The organism is Mycoplasma sp. 2045, assembly GCF_024582715.1.
Taxonomy (GTDB): domain Bacteria; phylum Bacillota_I; class Bacilli_A; order Mycoplasmatales; family Metamycoplasmataceae; genus Mycoplasmopsis.
In genome coordinates this window covers 570,919-593,025 of the sequence record NZ_CP102083.1, presented here as the reverse complement: position 1 = coordinate 593,025, position 22,107 = coordinate 570,919, and the positions used below count along the sequence as shown (strand labels likewise).

The following is a 22,107-nucleotide window of genomic DNA, read 5'->3' as shown; positions in this document are numbered from 1 at the left end:
TGATTTTTTTTATTATAATAAAAAAGCAATATACACAATATTGCCAAATTAATGTGGGAGATATAAAAAATATCGTTTGACCACCATATCGAAAGGATACAGAGTTTATGGCAAAAAAAGAAATTCAACGTATTGCTAAGTTGCAATTCCCTGCTGGTAAAGCTAAACCAGGTCCAGCTCTTGCTGGAGTTGGTGTTAACATGCCAGAATTTACAAAAGCTTTTAACGATGCTACAAGAGATAGAGGGGACGAACCAGTTCCAGTACAAATTACAGTTTACAAAGACAAATCATTCGAATTCAAATTATTCACAGCTCCTGCTTCATACAAAATTAAGCAAGCTGCAAAAATTCAATCAGGTGCTTCAAACGCTAAAACAACAATCGTTGCTACAATCTCAAAAGACCAATTAAGAGAAATCGCTGAATACAAATTACCTGACTTAAACACAGATGATGTTTACGCTGCTATGGCTACAATTGCTGGTACAGCTAAACAAATGGGTGTTTTAGTAGAAGGATACGACGACATTTTTAAAGCTAAAAAAGAAGCTGCTGCTGCAGCTAAAGCAGAAGCAAAAGCTGAAGCTAGAGAAGCTGAATTAAACAAAGAAGCTGAAGAACTTGTTGCAACAAAAGGTGAAAGAATCGAAGTTAACGTTATTTCACACGAACACGACAAAGAAGAAGGAGCAGAATAATTATGGCTAAAAGAGTTTCTAAAAATTTAAAAGCTGCTAGAGCTGCATTTGACAGAACAGTTGCTTACGATTTAGCTGAAGCTATTGAGCTTGCTAAAAAAACTTCTTACGCAAAATTTGACGCTTCAATCGATTTAGCTTTCAACTTAAACTTAGACGTTCGTAAAGCAGACCAACAATTACGTGGAGCTGTATTACTTCCAAACGGAACAGGTAAATCAATCAGAGTTTTAGTAGCTACAAACAATGTTGAAAAACAAAAAGCTGCACAAGAAGCTGGTGCAGATATTGTTGTTGATGCACAAGCATTAGAACAAAGAATTAAAGAAGATCAATTTGATTTCGATGTTATGGTAGCTGACCCAGCTATGATGCCTTTATTAGGAAAATATGGTAAAAAATTAGGACCTAAAGGTCTTATGCCAAACCCTAAAACAGGTACAGTTACTCCAACACCTGAAAAAGCTGTTGAAGAACTTAAAAAAGGTAAAGCTAACTACCGTACAGACAAAGCCGGTATTGTACACTCATTAATCGGAAAAGCAAGTATGTCAACTGAAGCATTAGTAGAAAATGCACAAACATTAATCTCATTAATTAAAAGATTAAAACCTGCAGCTGTTAAAGGAACATATATGTTAAACTTAACAGTTTCAGCATCAATGGGACCAAGTGTTAAAATTAAAATTGAAAAATAGTTAATTTATAAGTCATAGGGCAACCTATGATTTTTTTATTCCTATGTGCAAGGCAAATAAAAAAAATGAATGAAACTTTTTTAATTCAGTTTCATTCATCCATTTTACTCAATAATTTGCTTAATAACTTCGATATCATTATCAGTTATTTGAGTTTGTTCCTTAAACTCTTTTAAGAATTCAACATTTCTTGAAATCTTATCTTTATATTCATTTGTCTTGTTTGTTATAGCTAAGAAGCTTTGAAGTGATACAAGCATTGTTATGATAATAGAGAATAAAGCAATCGCAACAAACAAGTCCATTGTTTTATCAGGCAAGATATTAAATCTAATTGAATATAAGTTTAGAACAATAATTGAAGCAGATAAGAAAATAGAAATAACGTTTAATAATGTAAATAAAGTTTTACTTGTAATGTATTTAAAATAAACTCTATTTTTGACCTTATCAATATCATTAATGCTGTTGATTTGTAATTTGTTTTTCTTTTGTTCTTTAGTTTTGTCTTTGTCCATTATTAACCTCTTTTTCAATATCGCTTGATTTATATCTGTCTATTTCTAATATGCTCATTGTTCTTTTAAATAATGTAAAGTTTGCTTCTTTATTATTTAAATCCTTATATATGTGTAATTTAGATTTGTATAAAAGGTGTTCAAGTTGAATTGCTTTAATTTTAGTTTGATAAAAGATTGCTTTTTTATTAATAACAAAGAATGATAATATACCTGAAGTAAAAGTGATTATTGCATTAACAATTGTTAACAAGATAATGTAGTTACTATTTAAGTTTAAAAAACTTTTGTACGGATTAGTCATACCATCAGGATAATAAGAAGATGCTCCTGCAAGGAATAAAATTGCTATCACACCGTTTAAAAGTGTAAACAAGATTATTGATGCATTTAGTAAATAATATAAAACTGAATACACAATAAGCTTAAGTTTTGTTTCTCTATAAAGCTTGAAATAAGCGTTCATTGTAATGTTTTTCTTTTTCATTATTTCTTACCTCCTGATGGTGAGGTAATTTCATCCTGAATAACTTCTAAGATTGCTAATTTCTTGAATGATTTAGCTTCAGTGTACATATAGTCAATGAATTTAATTAAGTTTTCTTCTGAAATTAAACCATTAGCATACTTAATTTCAAGATATCCCAAACTTTCATGAACTTTCTTATAAGTTGACATCTTAGTATTGCTACGATAAATAGCTATTCCAATGTTTAAAAAGAATAGAATAATCATAAACACACAAAGTAAGATAACCGAAATGTATGATGAGTTTCTTTGTAATTCATCATTTCCATTTGTTTGCCCATGTGACACAATGATTGAAAGCGCAATTGCAGCTATGATAATTGATGAAATATTAAGCAGTGCAATTATTATAGAAAAACTGATATCAATAATCTTGTAAGTAAGCAGTTTCTTCTTATCATGCTTAAGTCGTTTGTTTAAATATTTAATAATATCTTTCATGAAATATATTTTAATTGAAAATATTATTTTTAGCTATATTTTGATAGTTTAATTTATAATATTCGCATGAATAAATCATTTGCAGTTTTTAGTGATGTGGATGGAACAATTTACGGATTTCCACATAAAAAATTATCAGAAAAAGTAAAAGAACAAGTTTTAGATTTATCATCTAAAAATATTCCATTCGTAATCAACACAGGTAATCCAGTTTTAGAAAAAATTAAACGTTTAGCTAGAGAACTTAATTCAAGATATTTATCTTGTTCAAGTGGTGCGATTATTTATGATATGCAAGAAGAAAAACCATTGCACATTGAAATAATTGATCCTAATGAAGCTAAAAAGGTTTGAGATTTAGCACTCAAAGCTGATGTTACATTATATTATGCAGGTGTTAATCAATTCTACTTATACAACGTTCACGATGATATCTATGAGTTTTTAACATCATTTAATGAATATGATAAGTGAATTACAGATGGAACTATTCCTGCTGATTTACACAGAATTGAAGCTTATGGAACAAAAGAACAATTAGAAAAATTTGTTGATTTATATAATCAATCAGATATTAAGTTAGACTTAGTCAATGTTGATTATTTATATATCGAAATGTCTAATCCTGGAGTAAATAAAGGTTCAGGAATGAAATGATTATGTGAAAACATTTTCAACGCTGATTTAGCTGATGTTATGACAATTGGAGATAGTCCAAACGACATTCCGATGTTTAAATTATCAGGATATTCATATGCAATGGATAATTCTGACCAATATACAAAATCATTTGCAAAATATTACACATCAGATGTGCTTCAAGATGGATTAGCTGAAGCTATTGTTGATTATTTATATCGTGGAGATTATGAACTTAAAAGAGCTGTTTCTCAAATGGGAAATATTGCGAAAACAAATAAGAAAATTATGTACTAAAAAACTTTTATAACTTGCACACTATTGTAAAAGTGAAGAAGAGAAATAAAAAAGCGGACATTAGTAAACTAGGACACGAAAATTGGACAAAAGTTTAATTTGTCATAACACTCAAGATTCTTGAGTGTTTTTCAATTCAGTACAGATTGAATTCTTTCAGTGTTATATCAAAATATAAAATTATTAATTAAATTTTTAAGTTCTTTAAATGTAATTTTTGATATGTCTATTAATTTTAAACATTCAGATTTCAAAATTGAAAAGAAATATTCAGCTTCCTATTATCCAAAGAATTTCCGACCCTTCCCATTGAAACCATTCCATTGTTCTTTTGAATTGTTTCTACATAATTTTTGAAGAATATTGAAATCCATGATCAGAATGTGCAATTCATTTTTGATTTAATTTTATTTTTGACATATGTTGTATAACCAGTTCAAGATCATTTCTTGTTGAAAGATTGTAATTAACAATATATTTACTTTTATGATCAATGGCAACTGACAAGAAAACAAAATTGTTTTCACAATCTTTTGGGGCTTGTATATATGTTACATCTGTTGCAATAATTTGATTTTTTGACCTTTGTAATCTCGATTTACTAAATCAATAAATTTTACATTTGTATTTTTTGTTCTCTGTCCTTTTTCTTTTTCTAATTAAACAAAACAAATTTAATCTATTCATTATTCTACCAATAGTTCTATAATTAAGCGCTATTTGATATTCTCTTTTATATAATTTTCAAGTCTTTTTCTTCCAAATAAACATTTATTTTGTTTAAATGATTTAATTACTAATTCATCATATTTATTATTAAATTTTAGATTTTTATTTTGTTTATTTTTTGTTTTTAAATTATGAATGGTTGATTTAGACTTGTTAAATGAAAGACCCAATCTTCTTACAGAAATTGAAGACTTTTTATCTTAGAAATATCAACTTCAATTCCATTTTTATCAAAAGAATCTTTGTAAATTTCCAAAAGTTCTATTAATTGTTCTTTTGGCATTTTTTCTCATTCTTTTTAACAATTTCAATTGGGGTTATATTTTTCTTTTTGACCTTCCTACACCTTTACCTTTTTAGAAGATTTGCCTGTTTGAGATTCTAAATTAGTCATACCTAAATTATATCTTTTGTAATTTCTAATAAAATATCTTTTCACTTCTATGAATTTTTTATCAAAAAGCTAATTCTCTGATTGAAAGAAATTTATTTTCAAAATCATTTTTTGCAATTAAACCTTTTTATAATCATGATAAATTGAAAAAGTTCAAGTCATTCATGCTGTTTAAGTTGTCTCATATATTCTCCTATACAAAAAACACGAAATATGGATTGTCCATATTTCGTGTCCCAGTTTATTAGTCCGTTTTTTTTATGATGTTTAAACTATTTGTTTTTGTTTACAAATTCATCTAAACGTGAACGTTTTCTAGCACCTTTGTTTGGGTGGAAAACACCTTTAGAAACAGCTTTAGCAATTGTTTTGTGAGCAAATGCAACTAATTCAGCAGCTTTTGCATCTTTAGCTAAAACAGCTTCTCTAGCTTTACGTATAGCTGTTTTAACTCTTGATTTCATAGCAGCGTTTTTAACACGAGCTTTTTCCATCTTAGCTATACTTTTAACTTTAGATTTAATGTTAGCCATAAATCCTCCCTTTTTCTAAATATATGTGAAAAATCTTTTCTATTATACTATATTTTTAGCTTTTGAATTTTTGGTTATATGCAATTCCGATTTTTGAAGATAAGTTGTCATCTACACCATTTATCTTAGTGTGTGTGACTTTTTCGTTTGGATCATTTTCAATTTGATAAATGTATAATGCACTATTATCTACTTCATTGTCATCTGTAATGAAGTAATTTCTTTTAACTAACTCATATTCAAATCTTGTTGGAGGAGTATAGTTAACAAAGTCGAAGTTATTAAGTTGTAAGTATTTTTTATTCATTATTTTAACAAATTTACTATTAGCAAAATCGATGTGATTTACTATAAACTCAATCTTTTTCTTAAATTCATCTTCATTATTGATATCAATTGTATTTTCAGGATCTTTATTGTTTAAATCTTGAATCAACCTTACAAAAACATTTTTAGTTTCTTGAATACTAAATAATTCTTCAACTTTTGCTTTATATGAACTAAGTGTATTGATATCGATTAATGTAGCTTTATAAAGCTCGTGTAGTTGACTCTTGAAATCATTATATTTATTTAGATCTGTATAGTAGTCTCTGAACACTAAATCAATATATTCATCATACATTTTAAGTGAATAATTATTTAGACCTTCCTGAATATCATTTTTAAATTGTTTTGTGAATCTATATAATTCACCCATATTTGAATAAATTGATGAATTTAATGTTTCATAAAGTTCATCAAGAGTTCCTTGTGATGTGTTTTTAGCAACTACTAATCCATCTATGAGTAAGATGTTTTGTGCAATTTTAAATGATTGTACTGTTCCGTTTTCAACTTCTTCATAGTTGTTATCTGAGAAGTAAGCATCCAATGCATCACCATTATACATAACAGCTGAATCAGCTTCTGGATACTGTGGATTAATTAATTTATTTAAGATACCTTGACCATCACCGTCATATGTGATATAGTTGCTATCATTTGGATTTTTTCCAGTACCTTTTTGAACAAGTGAATAGAAGTTATCAATAAACTTTGTGTAGTTATCTTTAGTAACATCGTTATTTGTGTTTAAGACTACACCGGTAGGTTTAAAGTCATAAAATGAACCATATAACATATTAGCTCTAACAGCATCTGTAATAGTTAAATTAGAATATCCATTATTAAACAATGTATTTAATTGGTTATATAAACTAAGTGAACCGAACTCCCCAAGGTTTGTTCCATTAGCTTGTAATTCTGCTTTATTTTGGTCTAGTAATTCTTTTGTGATTGGTTGTACACCGTTAGTTTGTTTTTGTTTCTTTGTGTTAAATGCAACTACTGCATCCTGCATAAAGTATGGAACAAAGTATTCTCATAAGTGTCTTGGTTCCTCAAATTTTTTACCTGATTGATCTGTTTTTAGATCTTCATCATAACTTGCTAAATGTTCAAACACAATAGGTGTGTAAATAGTTTGCAAGATGTTTTTAAGCAACTCCTTATCAGGTTTGTCTGATAAATTTAGCAACTTTCTAAAATCAATTGGTGCTAATAGATCTTTTTTGATTAAATTAACTGCTTGGAAATCGCTTCCAATTCCAGCAATTGCTTTTGAGTTTACAAGGGCAACTGTGAATTCGTTAATTTCATCAAATGTTTTGTAAGAGAAGTTTTCTTGAATTTTATCTCTATTCTCATCTGAGATATAAGACTTGTAATTAAAGAAGGATGGTTTAAATCTGTTACTCATTTTTACACCGGCTAATGTAAAGGTAAAAATTGAGATTAAAGCAATTATAATAATTGCTGATCAAGCTTTGAGTTTTCTAAGTAAATTCTGCTGTTTCATAAATCCTTTTTGTCTTAATTTTAATTATTTAAAATAATGTTTATTTTATACCAAAACCAAATTTATTTTTGTGATTAAAATATTTTTTAAGTACTATTTTTTAGGACAAAAAGAATAAAATGATATAAAATTAAATCATGATTACTAAAAATAACTTAAAGTGATTAATTTCATTTATAATTGCATTTTTCATTGTTACATTAACTGTTGTTTTTGTATCGTTTTTAGTGCTTAATATTTACAAAGAAGTTTCATATTTTTTCATCTTCTTGTTCTATGTAACTAATGTGACTTTTGTCTTTGTTATTTACAGTCAAAAGAAGCAACATGAGTCGAAATTTTCTTGAATTTATTTAACGATGTTATTACCAATAATCGGACATGTTATTTTTATCGTTTATGGTTTCCATTGAAAAAATAAAAATGAAATTAAGGTTAATAAAAATCCGATTTATTGTTTAAAACAATATGTTCCATTGTTTATGAAAAATCAAAATCAATTAAGTTATAAAAGTAATAATTTAACAGAGCTTACAAATCTTAATAATAATGTCATCCTACCTGCGAATATTGAATTCTATGACGAAGGATATAGATTCTATGATTACTTATTTAATGGAATCAATAATGCAAAAAAAACAATCTACATCATTACATACATAATTAAAAAATCAGAAATCTCAGACCACTTCTTAAGCTTACTACTTAAAAAAGCTAATGAAGGTGTAAAAATTAAATGACTTGTTGATGATTTTGGGGCTATGCCATCACAAAAAAGAAAGTTATCTAAATTATCTAAACATCCAAACATTGAGTTTGCTTATATCGGAAAAATTTATTATCCATTTATTAATGCAAGTAGTTTTTCAAGAAACCATGAGAAGTTTATTATTATAGATAACAAAATGGTTTTCTCAGGTGGAAACAACATTTCAGATGAATATTCATCAATGTCAAAAAAATATGGACACTGAATTGATCTTAACTATAAGATTACAGGTCCATATATAAATACATATATAATTCATTTTATTAAGTTTTGAAAAATAATAACTAATAAAAAAATTGAAATTAGAAGTTCATTATTTATTGATACTGGTGATCAAGAATATGAAAATAATTCATTTTTAATTTTAGAATCACCTAATTTTGACTATTCAGAATCAGAATTTTTATGACTAAAATTAATTGCAACTGCTAAAAAGTCAATTCGTATTTGCACACCATACTTTTCAGTTACTAATGCACTTAAAAAACAATTGATTTTAGCATTGAGAAATAATGTGAAAATCACAATTTACTTCCCAGGGTTACCAGATAAGAAGCTCGTTTATAAAATCAGTTTATCTCAACTTGAAGAATTAATTCCATATGGTTTAGAGGTAAAAATTTATGATGACCATTTTTTACACACTAAAGCAGGGATAGTTGATGACAAAATCGCTTGAGTCGGAACAACTAACTGAGACAGTAGAAGTATGTTTTCACAATATGAAACAATGGACGTTTTTGAAGGAAAATCAGTCCAAAAACTAATTCAGATTTTTGATGAATATGATAAAAAATCTGAAAATATGAAAAAAAACTGTAAAAATAAGAAAAAAAGTAATCTATTTAAGAAATTTGTTTTTGATATAACTAAACCATTGATATAATAAGAGTATATTTTGGTTAGATAAACTACTTTTTTTAATTTTATTTTGTTAAATTTTTAAATAGCATTTTATTAAAATCAATTGCAAAGGAACAAAGGAGAAAACAATGAAAGAATTCACAGCTAAAATTATTGATCCAATTGGTTTACATGCTAGACCAGCAACTTTAATTGTTTCAACGGCTACAAAATTTAAATCAGATTCTAAATTAATTTACAATGGACGTGAAGCTAATTTAAAATCAATTATGAACATTATGGCTTTAGGAATTAAACACGGAGCTGAAATTACAGTTAAAGTGCTTGGAGAAGATGAAGAAGCAGCAGTAAAAGCTATTGAAGCTGCTTTAAAAAATCATGGTTTAATTTAATTGTTCTGAAAATCGCTACAATAATGGCGATTTTTCTTTTTGCCTTTTGTACAAAAAGAAAATAAAAAAAGACACTTTTTAGTGTCATATGGTGCGCGAGACAGGACTTGAACCTGCATGGGTCGCCCCACTAGAGCCTTAATCTAGCGTGTCTGCCAATTTCACCACTCACGCAATTAGTAAAAATATTATAAAACAAAATTAAAAAAATTTATAAAGATTTATATAATTTAAATTAACTTTAATTTAAAGCTATTTTTACAAATCAGAAGGTGTTTATGAACAACAAAGAACAATTTAAAAATCAATTAATTAAATACTTAGAAATCGAAGCTATGTCAAGATACGAAGAACCTGTAGCGGATGAATTAAGAAAAAATATTTCATCAGTTTACTTAATTTCAAGAGATAAATTAGGTTCAATCATTTTTCACAAACCATCTAAAAATCCATCTGCTCCAAAAGTTATGATTGCAGCACATATGGATGAAGTAGGTTACATTGTAAGAAGAATTGAAAAATCAGGGCAATTATTATTAAGTCCAATTGGTGGAATTTGAGCTTCAACAGTTATTGGAACAAAAGCTAAATTAATCACAGCAAACAAAGAATATTTAGGTGTATTTGGACACACAAGTATTCACATTATGGAAAATTCTAAAGTTTCAAAAGCTATGACTAATAATGAACTTTATGCTGATTTTGGATTTAAAAATGAACAAGAAGCAATAGCGGCAGGAGTAACAATTGGTGATAGAGTTCAAATGAGTGGAGAAACTATTTTATTTGATAATCCTGATTTAATCGGTGGAAAAGCAATGGACAATAGAGCAGGTGTAACTGTTTTAGAATTTATTGCAAATGAAGTTGCTGATTTAGATCTAGATGTTGATTTATATTTAGTTGGAACAGTTCAAGAAGAAGTTGGAACGAGAGGAGCAAGAAGTTCAGTTGCACTTGTTAATCCAGATGTTGCAATAGCACTTGATACAACTTCTTCACACGATACACCAGATGTAATTCCAGGAACAACAGCATTATTTAAAGGTGCTGCTCTTAGAATTAAAGATGGTGGAACATTAATGGATACAAAATTAGTTCAATTCTTTGAAGAAGTTGCTGTTAAATATAAAATTCCAGCTTACAAATTTGTTGCAATGGGTGGAGGTACAGATGCACATGAGCTTCAATTTGGAAAAGGTGGAGCTGCAACTTTAACAATTTCACTTCCACAAAGATATTTACATAGCCCTATTGGTGTTTGCTCAATTTCTGATTTAATAGCTGCTAAAGATTTATTGGTTAACTTTTTAAAAGATTTTAATAAGACAAACTATGATAAAATAAAATATATTTAATTTTATTATTAAAACTCATTACAAAATTTATTTTAAGGAGAATAATTATGGTTGAAATGCAAACTGGAGCATTTGTTGGGATGATTATTGCTGTTGTAATATTTGTAGTTATTGCAACTGCTTTAGTAACATTCTTTATTGCTAAAAGAATGTTTGAAAAACAACTTAGAGAAAACCCACCTATCAATGAAAAAATGATTAGAGTAATGTTCAAACAAATGGGTAGAACAGCATCAGAAACACAAATTCGTCAAATTATGAAATCAATGAATGCTGAAAAAAATAAAAAATAATTTAATAAATTCATTTTAATAATGAATTTTTTTAATTTAATATAATTAAATTACATTTAATAATGTAAGTTTGGAGGAATTTTGAGTAAGACTTCTTATAGTATCAAGTTAAGGATTCAGAACTCGAGATTAGCAAAATTAATTAGAAGGTTTTGATATTGAAAAAACAACATATCAAAACTTAAGTATTTATTATTTATTTACTTATTGATTATTCTAGTTTCCAGTTTGATTTTGTTCTCACCAATAGCACAAAATCCTGAAGCTGCACGTGTTAAATACATTGATGCATTTTTCACAACAGCTAGTGCATTTAGTGATACCGGTTTGGTGACTGTTGATACATTTAGCCAGTGAAATGATTTAGGTCAAGCAATTATTGCTATCTTGATTTTAGCTGGTGGAATTGGTATTTTTGCACTTAAGTTTTTTGCCATTAACTACTTATTTGGTAAAAAAACATCCACCCTTGCTGAAATTAAAATTATGCAAACTGAACGGGGTGTATCTGATGTCACACAGACTACGAAATTAATTATTTCATCAGTTAAATTTATTTTTATTTGTATTTGTTTATTCAGTGTTATTCTTACATTTTATTTCTATTTCGCAACACCAAAACATACAGAGGGAATGAAACAAATTTTAACTGATGGTTCATTCAAAAATCCTCAAGGTAATTTTGTTCTTTCTTTAAAATATGGAATTTTCCATACTATATCAGCAATCAATAATGCTGGTTTTGATATTATGTCAAGCTCTTCACTTATGCCGTATTATCAAAATTACTTCTTACAAATTTGCTTTATTATCTTACTTATTATTGGTGGATTAGGTTATCCAGCTCTTCACGATATTGTGTCTTACATAAAACGCAAACTTAGAAGAAAGGATACACAATTTAAATTTTCAATATTCACCAAAGTTTCACTTACAACTTATGTAATTGTATTTTTAATTGGATTTGGAATTTCCTTAGGATTTGAACTTTCATCTTCAAATCCATATTCATTGTGAAATCAATATCACTTACCTGTGGGTGTTGGTAATGAAACTCACAAAGCTTACATTGAATGATTCTCAAAAGGTGCAAATGTCCAAGATTTAGAATTAGAAAAATTCTCAAATCTTAAGCAATACATTGAAAAAGGTCAATTATACGGAAATACATTTGATAAATTCTTTGCAGTATTCTTCACATCTCTTTCAACAAGAAGTGCTGGATTCGCTACTGTAAATATGAAACATTTTACACACGGTTCAACCTTTGTGTTTATCTTTATGATGATAATTGGTTCAGCTCCTGCATCAACTGGTGGAGGTATAAGAACCACAACTTTAGCTCTTATAATTCTAGGTCTATATAGAATTTTATTTGGTAGACCGAGAGTTAGAGTGTTTAAGAGAGCTATCAACCAAGACACTGTTAATATGTCTGCAAAAATATTAACAATTGCAACAATTATTATTCTTATTGCTTCAATGATTCTATTCAGTTCATTCCAAGATTATGGTGGAAAAATCGAAAATGCATTCTTGCAAGATCCTAATGAAGGATTCTCGATGGAGAATTTAATTTTCGAAGTAGCAAGTGCCTTTGGAACAACTGGTTTATCATCAGGAATTACAAAAAACTTAAATATAGTTTCAAAATTAACATTAATTATTGTAATGTTCATTGGGCAATTTGGAATTAGTTCAACACTTAATGTTTGAAAACGTAAAAAAGATTTTAGTCGTACCTATGAATATGTTGAAGCTGACATTATCATTGGTTAATGATTGGAGAAAATATGAAACTCAAATATGAAAATGAAATAGTAGTTATCGGAACAGGAAGATTCGGTCAAGCTGTTATCGATCAATTAATTAAACTTAAAAAAGACGTTGTTATTTTAGATAAAGATGATGAAAATGCGAAACTTTATGCAGATGAAGTTGACAAAATTATCATTGGTGATGCAGCTGATACAAGAACACTTCAAGCTATTGGTATTGACCAAATGGAAACCGTTGTTGTTGCTGTATCAGACAACATCGAAATTGTTGCTGCACTTTTAGAACTTAAAGTAAAAAACATTATTGCAAGAGCATCTACAAAACGTCATGCAAGAGTTTTAAAGCAAATTGGAGTTAACGTTATTATTCGTCCTGAGTTTGAATCAGGTACAAGAACAGCATTAATTGCAGCTAACAAAAACTTTATTAGATATAGTGAAACACTTCAAGAAATTGGAGGAAACTTTGTTGTTGGTTCAACAAAAATTAAAAACCAAAACTTATTTAACAAACAAGTTAAGGAAATTGGTTTAAATGAAAAGAGTATCACTATTGTTTTAATTCAATCAGCTGATAAGGTTTTTAAACTTGCAACAGGTGATGTTACATTACATAAAGATGACAATATTACAATCATCGGTGAGATAGGTGATGTAACAACTGCGCTTGAATGATTTAATAAAGTAGACTAAAATTTCAATTCCACGTGTAAGTTATCCACATGTGGAATTATTTTTTTCTTAATTTTTCACAAAATGTGAAAAAAATAAGTAATTTTTGAAAATATTTATAAATAAATTTATTTATTTATTTATAATAAATACGAAATCTAATATACAGAAATTAAATTGACTTTTTTTCAATTTTAGAAATTAGAAATTTCCACATTCATATTCGTAAAAAATATTTGTGTATATTGATTTCTAATAGAATCTCATAACAAAAATATCTAAACAAAACAATTTAAATTTATTCAAATTTTTATTTCAATATAGGAGATAAAATGACAAAATTCAAAAAATTATTAATTAACGGAGCAGCTTTATTAGCTCTTACAGCTCCAGTTATTTCAATCTCTTGTCGTAACGAAGGTGGTGTAAGCGCATCTGGTGAAACATTTACTCAAGAAGAAAAAAATGGATCAGAAATTAATGGTTCAACATTAGGTGACAGAATTTTAAACAATGAAACACCTAACATGTCATCAACCGAACCTTACACAATTACAGTTGGTGACAAAATTCTTATTGGTCACACATTCTCAGATGGTGGTGTTCAACAAAAAGCTTTAGCAGCTTTAGTTGAAAAATACAACACAGAAGTTGCGCCAAAACTTAAAGGTTCATTACCAGTAGGACTAAAACGTTTAGGTTCAGGATACTCAGCTGGTAAAGATATTGTTACAAAAGGTCTTTCATCAAGACAAACCTCAGACTTTATGAACCTTATCTTAAACTATAGTACAGTTGCTTCAGAGTTAGCAAAAGCAAAAATGCTTTTAAGCTTTAATGATAACTTAAAATCAGCAAGTACAGATTTATCACAATTCTCAGAAAAATTCATTACTTCTAACTTCCAAACAGAAAATATTGATTTACCATCAACATGAATTTTACCTGCGTTTAAATCAACAACAATTTTCTCAATTAACGCACCGGTTCTTTCATACATTCTTGATACTTTAGTAGAAAAAGGTATGCAAGTTGCAGAAGATTTTCAAGAAGAATACAACAACATTAAAGCAAAAGGTCAAGGAGACCGTTCAGGTGTTAAGAAAATCTGAGGAGAACCTGTTGCAAACGTTGAAACAATTGTTAACGAATACAAAGGAACAGGTGGTAATGTTAAGAAATTAAGCAAAGCAATCTTTAACTCATATGCTGAATTACTTGATTTTGCAGCTATGGCACAAAAATTATTTGTAAACTCAGCTGCAACAAATTCAACATTACACGTATTTGGAGTAGACGACTATACAGCTTTATACAACCAAGCTTTATATAGTGCTTTACTTAAAGAACAAGTTGATGCAGCTAAATCAGCTGGAACAACATTAACTCAAGAAGATGCCCTTAAACAAGCTTCAGCAGCAATGATTGAATCAGTATCAAGAAATGGTGGAAAATTATCTATCAACTATGATGTTCTTAAAAAACAAAGTACATCAGCTTATGTAAAAACACAAGAAATCTTTAACAAAACAAAAGCTGCTATTGAAACAGGAGGATTAAAAATCTATCCTGGTGGTCAATATTCATCAAATGACCAAACAAAACACTACATGGCGTTTTCAATCGGCTCAACAGCTGGATATTCACACAACTATGTTTCAGGTGAATCATCAGATTTAATTAACAGCCTTAACAAAGGTGCGTCAGTTACAATCGATGAAAAAGGAAGCTCATTAAAACTTTCTGAAAACAAGAAAACTCCAGGAATAGTTTTATTATCAAAATTAGAATCTGGAAAATTGGCATTCGGAAAATACAAAAATGCAATTCACAGTGCATCAGAAGCAACATTCCCTAATGGCAAAAATGCTAATTATGAACTTCAATTTGTTAATGCAGCTGAAGAAACAGCATTTACTAGTGCATTGACAGATGAAGCATTACCAAAAGCATCATTAATTATAATTAACAAAGATGGTAGTGATAAAATTATCGAAAAAGCTAAAGCACAAAACGTTCCAGTCGCTGAATTGAAAAAGAAAAATGGCACAAAATACTATGGTATTTTACTTTTAGATTCAGTTGAAAACAAATTACTTAAAAGCGCTGACGAAGCTCTTGTTGCTAAATTAACTGCAATGGGATACACAATTAAAGTAGCTACAGCTCTTGAATTATTAGGTAAAGAAGAATTAATTTCTCAACCAGTTCCACTTAGATGAACTTCTGAAGATCCATATAATGTTGTTTATGTACAAGGGCCATCGATGATCGGTGTTCATACAACTGAAGCAGGTGATCTTGCAACAAAATTATTTGTAAACTGATTAATGACATCAGAAACTACATATGAAAGATTCACAATTCAAGGTAACAGTGGAGCAGAAGAAGTTATTGCAGAAAACTTAACACCACGTGACATGTTCCAAAGTGCTATGGGATACATTCTTCCTTACAAAGGATTTGAAAAGAATACAGATTTCCCTACAAAAGGAAAACTTAACCCATACTTAAAAACAGCATTCGAATTATTCTCAAACGTTGCTAAGTCAACAGATGCAGATGAAGTTCCATATGTAACATTTGAAGAACCAGGGTCAATTTTTGCTGATTCATTCAGAAGTGGAGTTCAAGGAGCATGAGACTCATTACAAGCAGGAATTGATTCAAACAAAGCAGATTCTTCACATGCAAAACCAACATTTGAGGACTTTATTAGAAACGCTACAGTTAAATAACAAAAATTCTCATACATTAAAAAACAAATGAAAATATAGTTTTAATTATGTTAAAACTATATTTTTGCTTTTAAATTAAGGAGAAACATGAAGCTAAAAAATAAATTAATACCTTTAGTATTAGGTTCAGCATTATCATTAACACCAATTGCGATGAGTGTTTCATGTGGTTACGGCAATAAAGCTACTGTTGTTAAAGTTCAAGAGGGCACTAACATAGTGGATGTAGAAGTGGGTGGCCCTATTCGAACTGCTTTAAAATTTGAAAAAAATAAATTTACTAAAACAGCACAAGTTGTTCCGGCATTTGAATCTATAGATTCAAGAGTTGAATTCGCTAAAGCTGTTGATGCTATTAAAGATGTTATTGGTGCTGATCTTAATAATGAGATGACTTCTGGTTTCAGCATTAACCCTGAAATAGTCGCACAATCACAATATTTAATTCCTTCTAATTCAGCTGTATCATATGAAGAGTCATTCATTAATAAAGAATATACATACTTTATTAATGATATAAATGCAGGTAAAAAATATGAAGTTATTGTAAAAATAGATAAAAAAAATCCATATTCAATGGGATTAAATACAAAAAGTGATTATTTCAAACAAGATTTACCAAATAGAGAAACTTTATTACAAAATATGACATCTATTCCTGTATTAATTAACTTTAATTTCGAAGTTTCAATTAAATTAGATGGTCAATTATGAAAAGTGCCTAAATTTAGCACTGTAGCACAAGCTAGCGGTTTAAACGTTTCTTCTACAATTACACCTAAATTGTCTGATTTCGAAGTACAACCATCTTATTCAAAAATGAAAAAATTATCTATTGATTGAAACAACAAACTCATTGATATGAACTCATTTAGAGCTAAAGTTATTAGCGTATCAGATGGTGATACAGCAACTGTTGTAGCATTAGAAGACAAGAAAATGATTAACGCTTCTATAACAAAAGGATCAAAATACACAATTAGATATTCAGGAATTGACACACCAGAAAAAGCTGTATCAAGTACTTTATCTTGTCCATTCGAATATGGATTTGCATTATTATCATCAAAATTTGGAAAACAAATCTTATTTAATGATGATCCAAATTCAGAATTCTATAATGTTAAAAATGAAGTTAAAATCGGATTCATATCTGGTTCTGACTCATATGGTAGATTAACTGCAGATATATTCTTTGGTGAGGATTTTGGATATTCATATAACGCAGAGATTACAAGAGAAGGATTAACATTACCATATGATTCATTTGCTAACTGAAAAGCAAATTACAATGAACCAAAAACTTCTCCAAACTACGTAAACAGCATTTATCCAGAAATTGCATTAGCATTTAACCATGCTCGTGAAAACAAATTAGGATTTTTCCACTACTTTGAACAGGCAGAACAAATTGAAAAATATGTTTATATAGCAAAAAGAAATAGTAAATGACAAGCATTTGAGGAACTTTACAAAATCTTACAAAAAAATAATGAGGCTTAGAATTAATAAAATTAACAATATTGATTTAGGCAATTTTAGTTTTTAAATTTTCTTATTAAGAAAGGATAAAATGAAACAAAAAGAAAATACAACATTTTCATCAGCTCACGAAGCAGATATTCGTAAAATTAATCAATATGTTTCAGAATTAGAAGCAACTGATGTTGATTCTATTCCTGCTATTGAATTAAAAAACTTAAACATTGACTTCGGTGAAACATTAGCTGTTGATAATGTTAGTTTTAGAATTCCAGAAGGAAAATTAGTTACATTACTTGGTCCATCTGGTTCAGGTAAAACAACAACTCTTAATGCTATTGCAGGTTTATTAACAGTTACATCAGGAAAAATTCTTTTCAGAGGTAAAGATGTTACTGACTTCACACCTCAAAACAGAAAAATCGGGTTTGTTTTCCAAAACTATGCTTTATACCCACACATGAGTGTTTACCACAATATTGCATTCCCATTAAGAAATGACTCAGAATGACAAAGAAAATTCTATTTAGAAAAAGAAGAAGCTAAAAATGGAATTCGTTCTATTTACTTAAGAAAATTAGGAGCTTCTGAAGCAGAAATTGAACACTTAAATAAAGCATTCAAAAACTATAAATTAGTTAAAACTGAAATTTCACGTCAAGTTAGTGAAGCATACTCAAGAATCAGTAACAAACTTGAAAAAGCACATACTGATTATTCAGTTTCAGTAGTTCACGAAAATGCAGAAATTTCAGTATTAACAAAGAATGTTATTAAAACTAACAAAAAAACAAAACAAGATTCAGCGACAAAAATCCAAGACATTAAATACAAGTTCGCTCATGATAAAGCTAATGGGTTAATTAATGAAAATGAATTAAAACAATCAGAATTCTTAGCTTCATATGACAAGAGCATTCTTAAATTCTCAAAACCAAAATCAGAAGAAGAGTATCAAGAAAGAATTAATAGTTTACAAGATTTCACAGCTGAGTTAGTTCAACTTGATTTAAGTGAATTAGTCTTAAAAGACAGAATAGCAATTATTAAATTAGAACAAAAAGCTATTAAATTATTAACTCGTTACAAATTCTTATTAAAACAAAAAGAAATCATTGCTAGATACCAAGTAGAAAAAGCTGAAAAAAAAGCTGCATACTTAGACGCTAAAGCAGAATACAACAAAACAATGAAAGAAGATGAAGAATACTTAGGATTAGTTTCTGATGAAAAGAGATTACCAAAAGTAGCTGAAGAACACTTCTACAGCATTGTTGAAGAACTTGAAGACAAATATTCTGTTAAAGAAGCAATGAAAAGAGAAAGAAAAACTATTGGTTTTGCTTTATTATCAGATGAAGACAGAGAACAAATTAGAGAATTATCTAAGAAAGTTATCAGTCTTAAAAAAGCTATTCACAACGAAGTTATGGAAGTTGCTAAACGTGTAGAAATTGTTCACATCTTACAAAAGAAACCTACTCGTTTATCAGGAGGACAACAACAACGTGTTTCTATTGCACGTGCTATTGTTAAAAAACCTCAAATTCTTTTAATGGACGAGCCACTTTCAAACTTAGATGCTAAATTACGTATCTCAACTCGTCAATGAATTAGAGAAATCCAACAATCATTAGGTATTACAACAGTTTTCGTTACACACGACCAAGAGGAAGCTATGTCTATTTCAGACATTATCGTATGTATGTCAACTGCTAGAGTTCAACAAATGGGTACACCAATGGAACTTTACTCAAAACCAAGAAACCAATTCGTTGCAAGATTCCTTGGTATGCCAGAAATGGGATTATTCAAATCAGAAGTTAAAGATGGTGTAGTTACAATGGCTGACGTAAAACTTCCAGAAATCAAACTTCACAACAATAAAGACAACATCACATTAAACATTGGTGTTCGTTCAGAAGATTTCATTATTAAATCAAAAGAACAAGGTTCTATGTTCAAAGGTAAAGTAGTAGTGGTAGAAAACTTCGGAAAAGAAAGTAAATTAGTTGTTTTAGTTGAAGGAGTAGGAAGAATTAACTTCTTATTAGACAACAACTACTCATTTGCTAAAAATGATGAAATTTACTTCGATGTACCATTGAAGAAATTACACATTTTCGATGCTTTATCTGAAGAGAGAATAGAATATGATATCAAGAAATAAGTTTCATAGTTTTATACAAGAAAATTTTCCTTTCTTGTTTAATTGATCTATAAAAAAACAAGCAAAAAGAAAATCTACTTTATCACACACGATTTTAGATAAGAAAACACCGTTTTGAATTCCGATGTTATTCTTATTACCAGGTGTTATATTGTTATCATTATTCACAATTACACCTTTATTCATTAACGTTTATGAATCATTAACAACAGAAACAGGATCATTAACAGGACAAAACTATGCAAGTGTTTTCACAAACCAATACTTTGCTGTTGGGGTTAGAAACTCATTTATCTATGGTTTATTTGTTCTTCCATTTGTTATGATGATTGCCTTAGTAGTATCATCAGTTATTGCTAAGCTTTACAGAAAATGAGCTAGAGGATTTTGACAAACAGTATTCTTCATGCCTTATGTTACAAATGCTGTTGCTGTTTCTTTAGCATTCATTCAATTATTCAGTACATATGGACTCGTTAATCAATTAATCGGAAAAAATATTCCATGATTAACAACAGGTGATCCTTACACATTCAACGCTCTTGTAGCTATGATTATTAATGGTATTTGAAGCGGTCTTGCTTTCAATATCTTAATCTTCACAACAGCTATGTTGGGTGTTGATAAAAACTTATACCGTTCAGCATCAATCGATGGAACAGGTGAAGTTAAACAATTTTTCGCAATTACATTACCATCAATTAAAAGTACAATTAACTTCTTAATTACATTAGGAATTATTGGTGGTCTTAAAGTATTCCCATTAGCATTATTTGAAAACAAACCAAATAACGCTTTAAACAACGGGGGTTCATCTCTTATGATGTTCGTGTACTACGCTACATCTACAGGGGACAGACGTTTAGCCGGAGCAGCAAGTATCTCGCTATTCGTGATCGGGGTAATATTCTCATCAATGATCCGTGGAGGATTCTTCTTGATGCAGTTAACATTAAATAACTTAGGAGAAAGAAATGTTTGAGTTAAAGTTATGAATACACAAGCGCATGATGCAAAAGAAATTGCGCAAAAATCAAGAGAAGTCAGCTAGTCAAGTTAAAGAGACTTCATTTTCAAAAGTTCTTACCTCATCAGCATTAAAATTATTCTTACTTGCATTATTTGGAGTTATTATCCTATTCCCATTCTTCTACATGATTTCAATTTCATTAATGAACGATGGTGAATCTCAATCATTAAAACAACAATTTAAATTCTTACCTTCATTTGCAGAAGGAAAAACATACATAGAAGGGCACCTTGTTATTGCTTCATGATCTGAAGTTGTAGCTAACACTTATAAGAGAGCATTCTCAACAGGTTATGGTAAGGCCTTTGTATTCACAACGCTCAACGTTATTATTTCAGTTGTACTTAAAGTCTTTGTTACATTCTTAATGGGATATGCATTCTCACTAAGAAACTGACGTGGAAAAGGACTTGTGTGATTTATTGCCCTTGCTTTACTTGTGTTACCAGAAGTTGCCTTATTATCAGGACAATACTTAATTGTTCTTAAAACAAAACTTTACAAAACTTACTTTACATTCTTATTAGCAGTTGCATTCCCATTCACAGCAAGTATTTTTAATACAGTTATGTATAAAAATGCTTTCGAAGCAATCCCTGGAAGAATTAAAGAAGTTTCACTTGTTGATGGTGCTGGAGGAATGAAATACTTATTCAAAGTTGCATTCCCAATGGTTATGCCAACAACATTAACAATCGTTATTCTTACATCTCTTGCTTCATGAAACTCATACTTATGACCAGCTCTTATTTCTACAATTGGTGGTCAAGACTTACAAGTTATGTCAGTGTGATTATTCAAAGCCGGATTCGATCCAAGTGATCCAGAATCAGGAGCAAACACAATGCAAAACGTTAAATTAGCGGCATCACTTCTTTCAATTATTCCTGTGTTCTTATTCTTCTTAATCTTTAGAAAACGTATTATGGCATCAATCAGTAGACAAGGTTCAACAATTAAAGGATAGTATATGAAAAACGTTAGAACAAAAGTTGTTATTTGAGCAATATTAACAGTGGTTGCATTAGTTGCAATTATTGGTTTATCAATTTTAATTAATAATGTTCAATCATTACTTGATATTAAAAAAACTACCTTAGATGCTAAAATTTTACAATCATATCAATACACAAAAGCTTATTCAATAGGAGGTTTAGCATTTTCATGCTTATTATTCTTGATGGGTTCAGTCATAACATATGCTGGAATTAAATCTTGAAGATATTCTGAAATGCTAGGATAG

At 29.1% G+C, this 22,107-nt stretch carries 21 protein-coding genes and 1 tRNA gene; 15 read left to right on the top strand and 7 right to left on the bottom strand.

All coding sequences use genetic code 4. The features are described from left to right. Positions 1-107 precede the first annotated feature (107 nt). Both rplK and rplA read left to right on the top strand, forming a co-directional pair. Complete coding sequence (rplK, locus tag NPA13_RS02415; RefSeq protein WP_257088881.1) at positions 108-701, top strand: 50S ribosomal protein L11; 594 nt, start codon at positions 108-110, stop codon at positions 699-701. Between the two features lie 2 nt (positions 702-703). Next, entirely contained in the window at positions 704-1,399 is a 696-nt protein-coding gene (rplA, locus tag NPA13_RS02410; RefSeq protein WP_257088879.1) for a 50S ribosomal protein L1, read from the top strand. A gap of 104 nt (positions 1,400-1,503) precedes the next feature. Here the strand turns inward: rplA and NPA13_RS02405 are convergent, their stop codons facing one another. From NPA13_RS02405 to NPA13_RS02395, 3 genes are read right to left on the bottom strand one after another with little or no spacing between them, the layout of a single operon-like run. Further along, on the bottom strand, positions 1,504-1,917 hold the full coding sequence (locus tag NPA13_RS02405) for a hypothetical protein (RefSeq protein WP_257088877.1): 414 nt from the start codon (positions 1,915-1,917) through the stop codon (positions 1,504-1,506). Then, positions 1,898-2,404: a DUF4231 domain-containing protein gene (locus tag NPA13_RS02400; RefSeq protein ID WP_257088875.1), complete on the bottom strand. Its 507-nt coding sequence runs from the start codon at positions 2,402-2,404 to the stop codon at positions 1,898-1,900. The genes NPA13_RS02405 and NPA13_RS02400 overlap by 20 nt, the downstream gene beginning before the upstream one ends. Beyond that, positions 2,404-2,886 (bottom strand): hypothetical protein, encoded by a 483-nt coding sequence (locus NPA13_RS02395; RefSeq protein ID WP_257088873.1) that lies wholly within the window; start codon positions 2,884-2,886, stop codon positions 2,404-2,406. The genes NPA13_RS02400 and NPA13_RS02395 overlap by 1 nt, the downstream gene beginning before the upstream one ends. A 66-nt stretch (positions 2,887-2,952) precedes the next feature. Between NPA13_RS02395 and NPA13_RS02390 the strand changes: the two genes are divergently transcribed. Then, on the top strand, positions 2,953-3,822 hold the full coding sequence (locus tag NPA13_RS02390) for an HAD family hydrolase (protein ID WP_257088871.1): 870 nt from the start codon (positions 2,953-2,955) through the stop codon (positions 3,820-3,822). A 342-nt stretch (positions 3,823-4,164) separates the two neighbouring features. On the opposite strand, the gene NPA13_RS02385 is transcribed toward NPA13_RS02390, so the two are convergent. From NPA13_RS02385 to NPA13_RS02375, 3 genes are all read right to left on the bottom strand, one after another. After that, on the bottom strand, positions 4,165-4,509 hold the full coding sequence (locus NPA13_RS02385; protein ID WP_257088869.1) for a DDE-type integrase/transposase/recombinase: 345 nt from the start codon (positions 4,507-4,509) through the stop codon (positions 4,165-4,167). A gap of 708 nt (positions 4,510-5,217) precedes the next feature. After that, positions 5,218-5,478, bottom strand: coding sequence for a 30S ribosomal protein S20 (rpsT, locus tag NPA13_RS02380; RefSeq protein WP_257088867.1), 261 nt, complete (start codon positions 5,476-5,478; stop codon positions 5,218-5,220). 55 nt (positions 5,479-5,533) lie between these two features. After that, the gene (locus NPA13_RS02375) at positions 5,534-7,318 is read right to left on the bottom strand and encodes a hypothetical protein (protein WP_257088865.1); all 1,785 of its coding nucleotides are present in this window, start codon (positions 7,316-7,318) and stop codon (positions 5,534-5,536) included. Between the two features lie 137 nt (positions 7,319-7,455). Between NPA13_RS02375 and NPA13_RS02370 the strand changes: the two genes are divergently transcribed. Continuing rightward, positions 7,456-8,973 (top strand): phosphatidylserine/phosphatidylglycerophosphate/cardiolipin synthase family protein, encoded by a 1,518-nt coding sequence (locus tag NPA13_RS02370; protein ID WP_257088863.1) that lies wholly within the window; start codon positions 7,456-7,458, stop codon positions 8,971-8,973. 106 nt (positions 8,974-9,079) lie between these two features. Then, positions 9,080-9,343, top strand: coding sequence for an HPr family phosphocarrier protein (locus tag NPA13_RS02365; RefSeq protein ID WP_257088861.1), 264 nt, complete (start codon positions 9,080-9,082; stop codon positions 9,341-9,343). Between the two features lie 89 nt (positions 9,344-9,432). Here the strand turns inward: NPA13_RS02365 and NPA13_RS02360 are convergent. Next, positions 9,433-9,517, bottom strand: a tRNA-Leu gene (locus NPA13_RS02360). A 104-nt stretch (positions 9,518-9,621) separates the two neighbouring features. On the opposite strand from NPA13_RS02360, the gene NPA13_RS02355 reads away from it, so the two are divergent. The 10 genes from NPA13_RS02355 (at position 9,622) to NPA13_RS02310 (ending at position 22,107) form a co-directional block, all read left to right on the top strand. Next, on the top strand, positions 9,622-10,701 hold the full coding sequence (locus tag NPA13_RS02355) for a M42 family peptidase (protein WP_257088859.1): 1,080 nt from the start codon (positions 9,622-9,624) through the stop codon (positions 10,699-10,701). Positions 10,702-10,748: 47 nt separating this feature from the next. Beyond that, complete coding sequence (locus NPA13_RS02350) at positions 10,749-10,994, top strand: YneF family protein (protein ID WP_257088857.1); 246 nt, start codon at positions 10,749-10,751, stop codon at positions 10,992-10,994. An 81-nt stretch (positions 10,995-11,075) separates the two neighbouring features. After that, positions 11,076-12,773 (top strand): potassium transporter TrkG, encoded by a 1,698-nt coding sequence (locus NPA13_RS02345; RefSeq protein WP_373457112.1) that lies wholly within the window; start codon positions 11,076-11,078, stop codon positions 12,771-12,773. A gap of 14 nt (positions 12,774-12,787) precedes the next feature. Beyond that, a complete protein-coding gene (locus NPA13_RS02340) occupies positions 12,788-13,465 on the top strand; it encodes a TrkA family potassium uptake protein (protein WP_257088853.1) in 678 nt (225 codons plus the stop codon). A gap of 311 nt (positions 13,466-13,776) precedes the next feature. Continuing rightward, positions 13,777-16,182: a P68 family surface lipoprotein gene (locus NPA13_RS02335; protein WP_257088851.1), complete on the top strand. Its 2,406-nt coding sequence runs from the start codon at positions 13,777-13,779 to the stop codon at positions 16,180-16,182. Between the two features lie 87 nt (positions 16,183-16,269). Beyond that, complete coding sequence (locus tag NPA13_RS02330; protein ID WP_257088849.1) at positions 16,270-17,685, top strand: thermonuclease family protein; 1,416 nt, start codon at positions 16,270-16,272, stop codon at positions 17,683-17,685. 70 nt (positions 17,686-17,755) lie between these two features. After that, on the top strand, positions 17,756-19,834 hold the full coding sequence (locus tag NPA13_RS02325) for an ATP-binding cassette domain-containing protein (RefSeq protein WP_257088848.1): 2,079 nt from the start codon (positions 17,756-17,758) through the stop codon (positions 19,832-19,834). 124 nt (positions 19,835-19,958) lie between these two features. Continuing rightward, the gene (locus NPA13_RS02320; RefSeq protein ID WP_348866162.1) at positions 19,959-20,885 is read left to right on the top strand and encodes a sugar ABC transporter permease; all 927 of its coding nucleotides are present in this window, start codon (positions 19,959-19,961) and stop codon (positions 20,883-20,885) included. After that, positions 20,809-21,831 (top strand): carbohydrate ABC transporter permease, encoded by a 1,023-nt coding sequence (locus tag NPA13_RS02315; protein ID WP_257088844.1) that lies wholly within the window; start codon positions 20,809-20,811, stop codon positions 21,829-21,831. Before NPA13_RS02320 ends, NPA13_RS02315 begins: the two co-directional genes overlap by 77 nt. Positions 21,832-21,834: 3 nt before the next feature. Then, the gene (locus tag NPA13_RS02310; protein ID WP_257088842.1) at positions 21,835-22,107 is read left to right on the top strand and encodes a hypothetical protein; all 273 of its coding nucleotides are present in this window, start codon (positions 21,835-21,837) and stop codon (positions 22,105-22,107) included.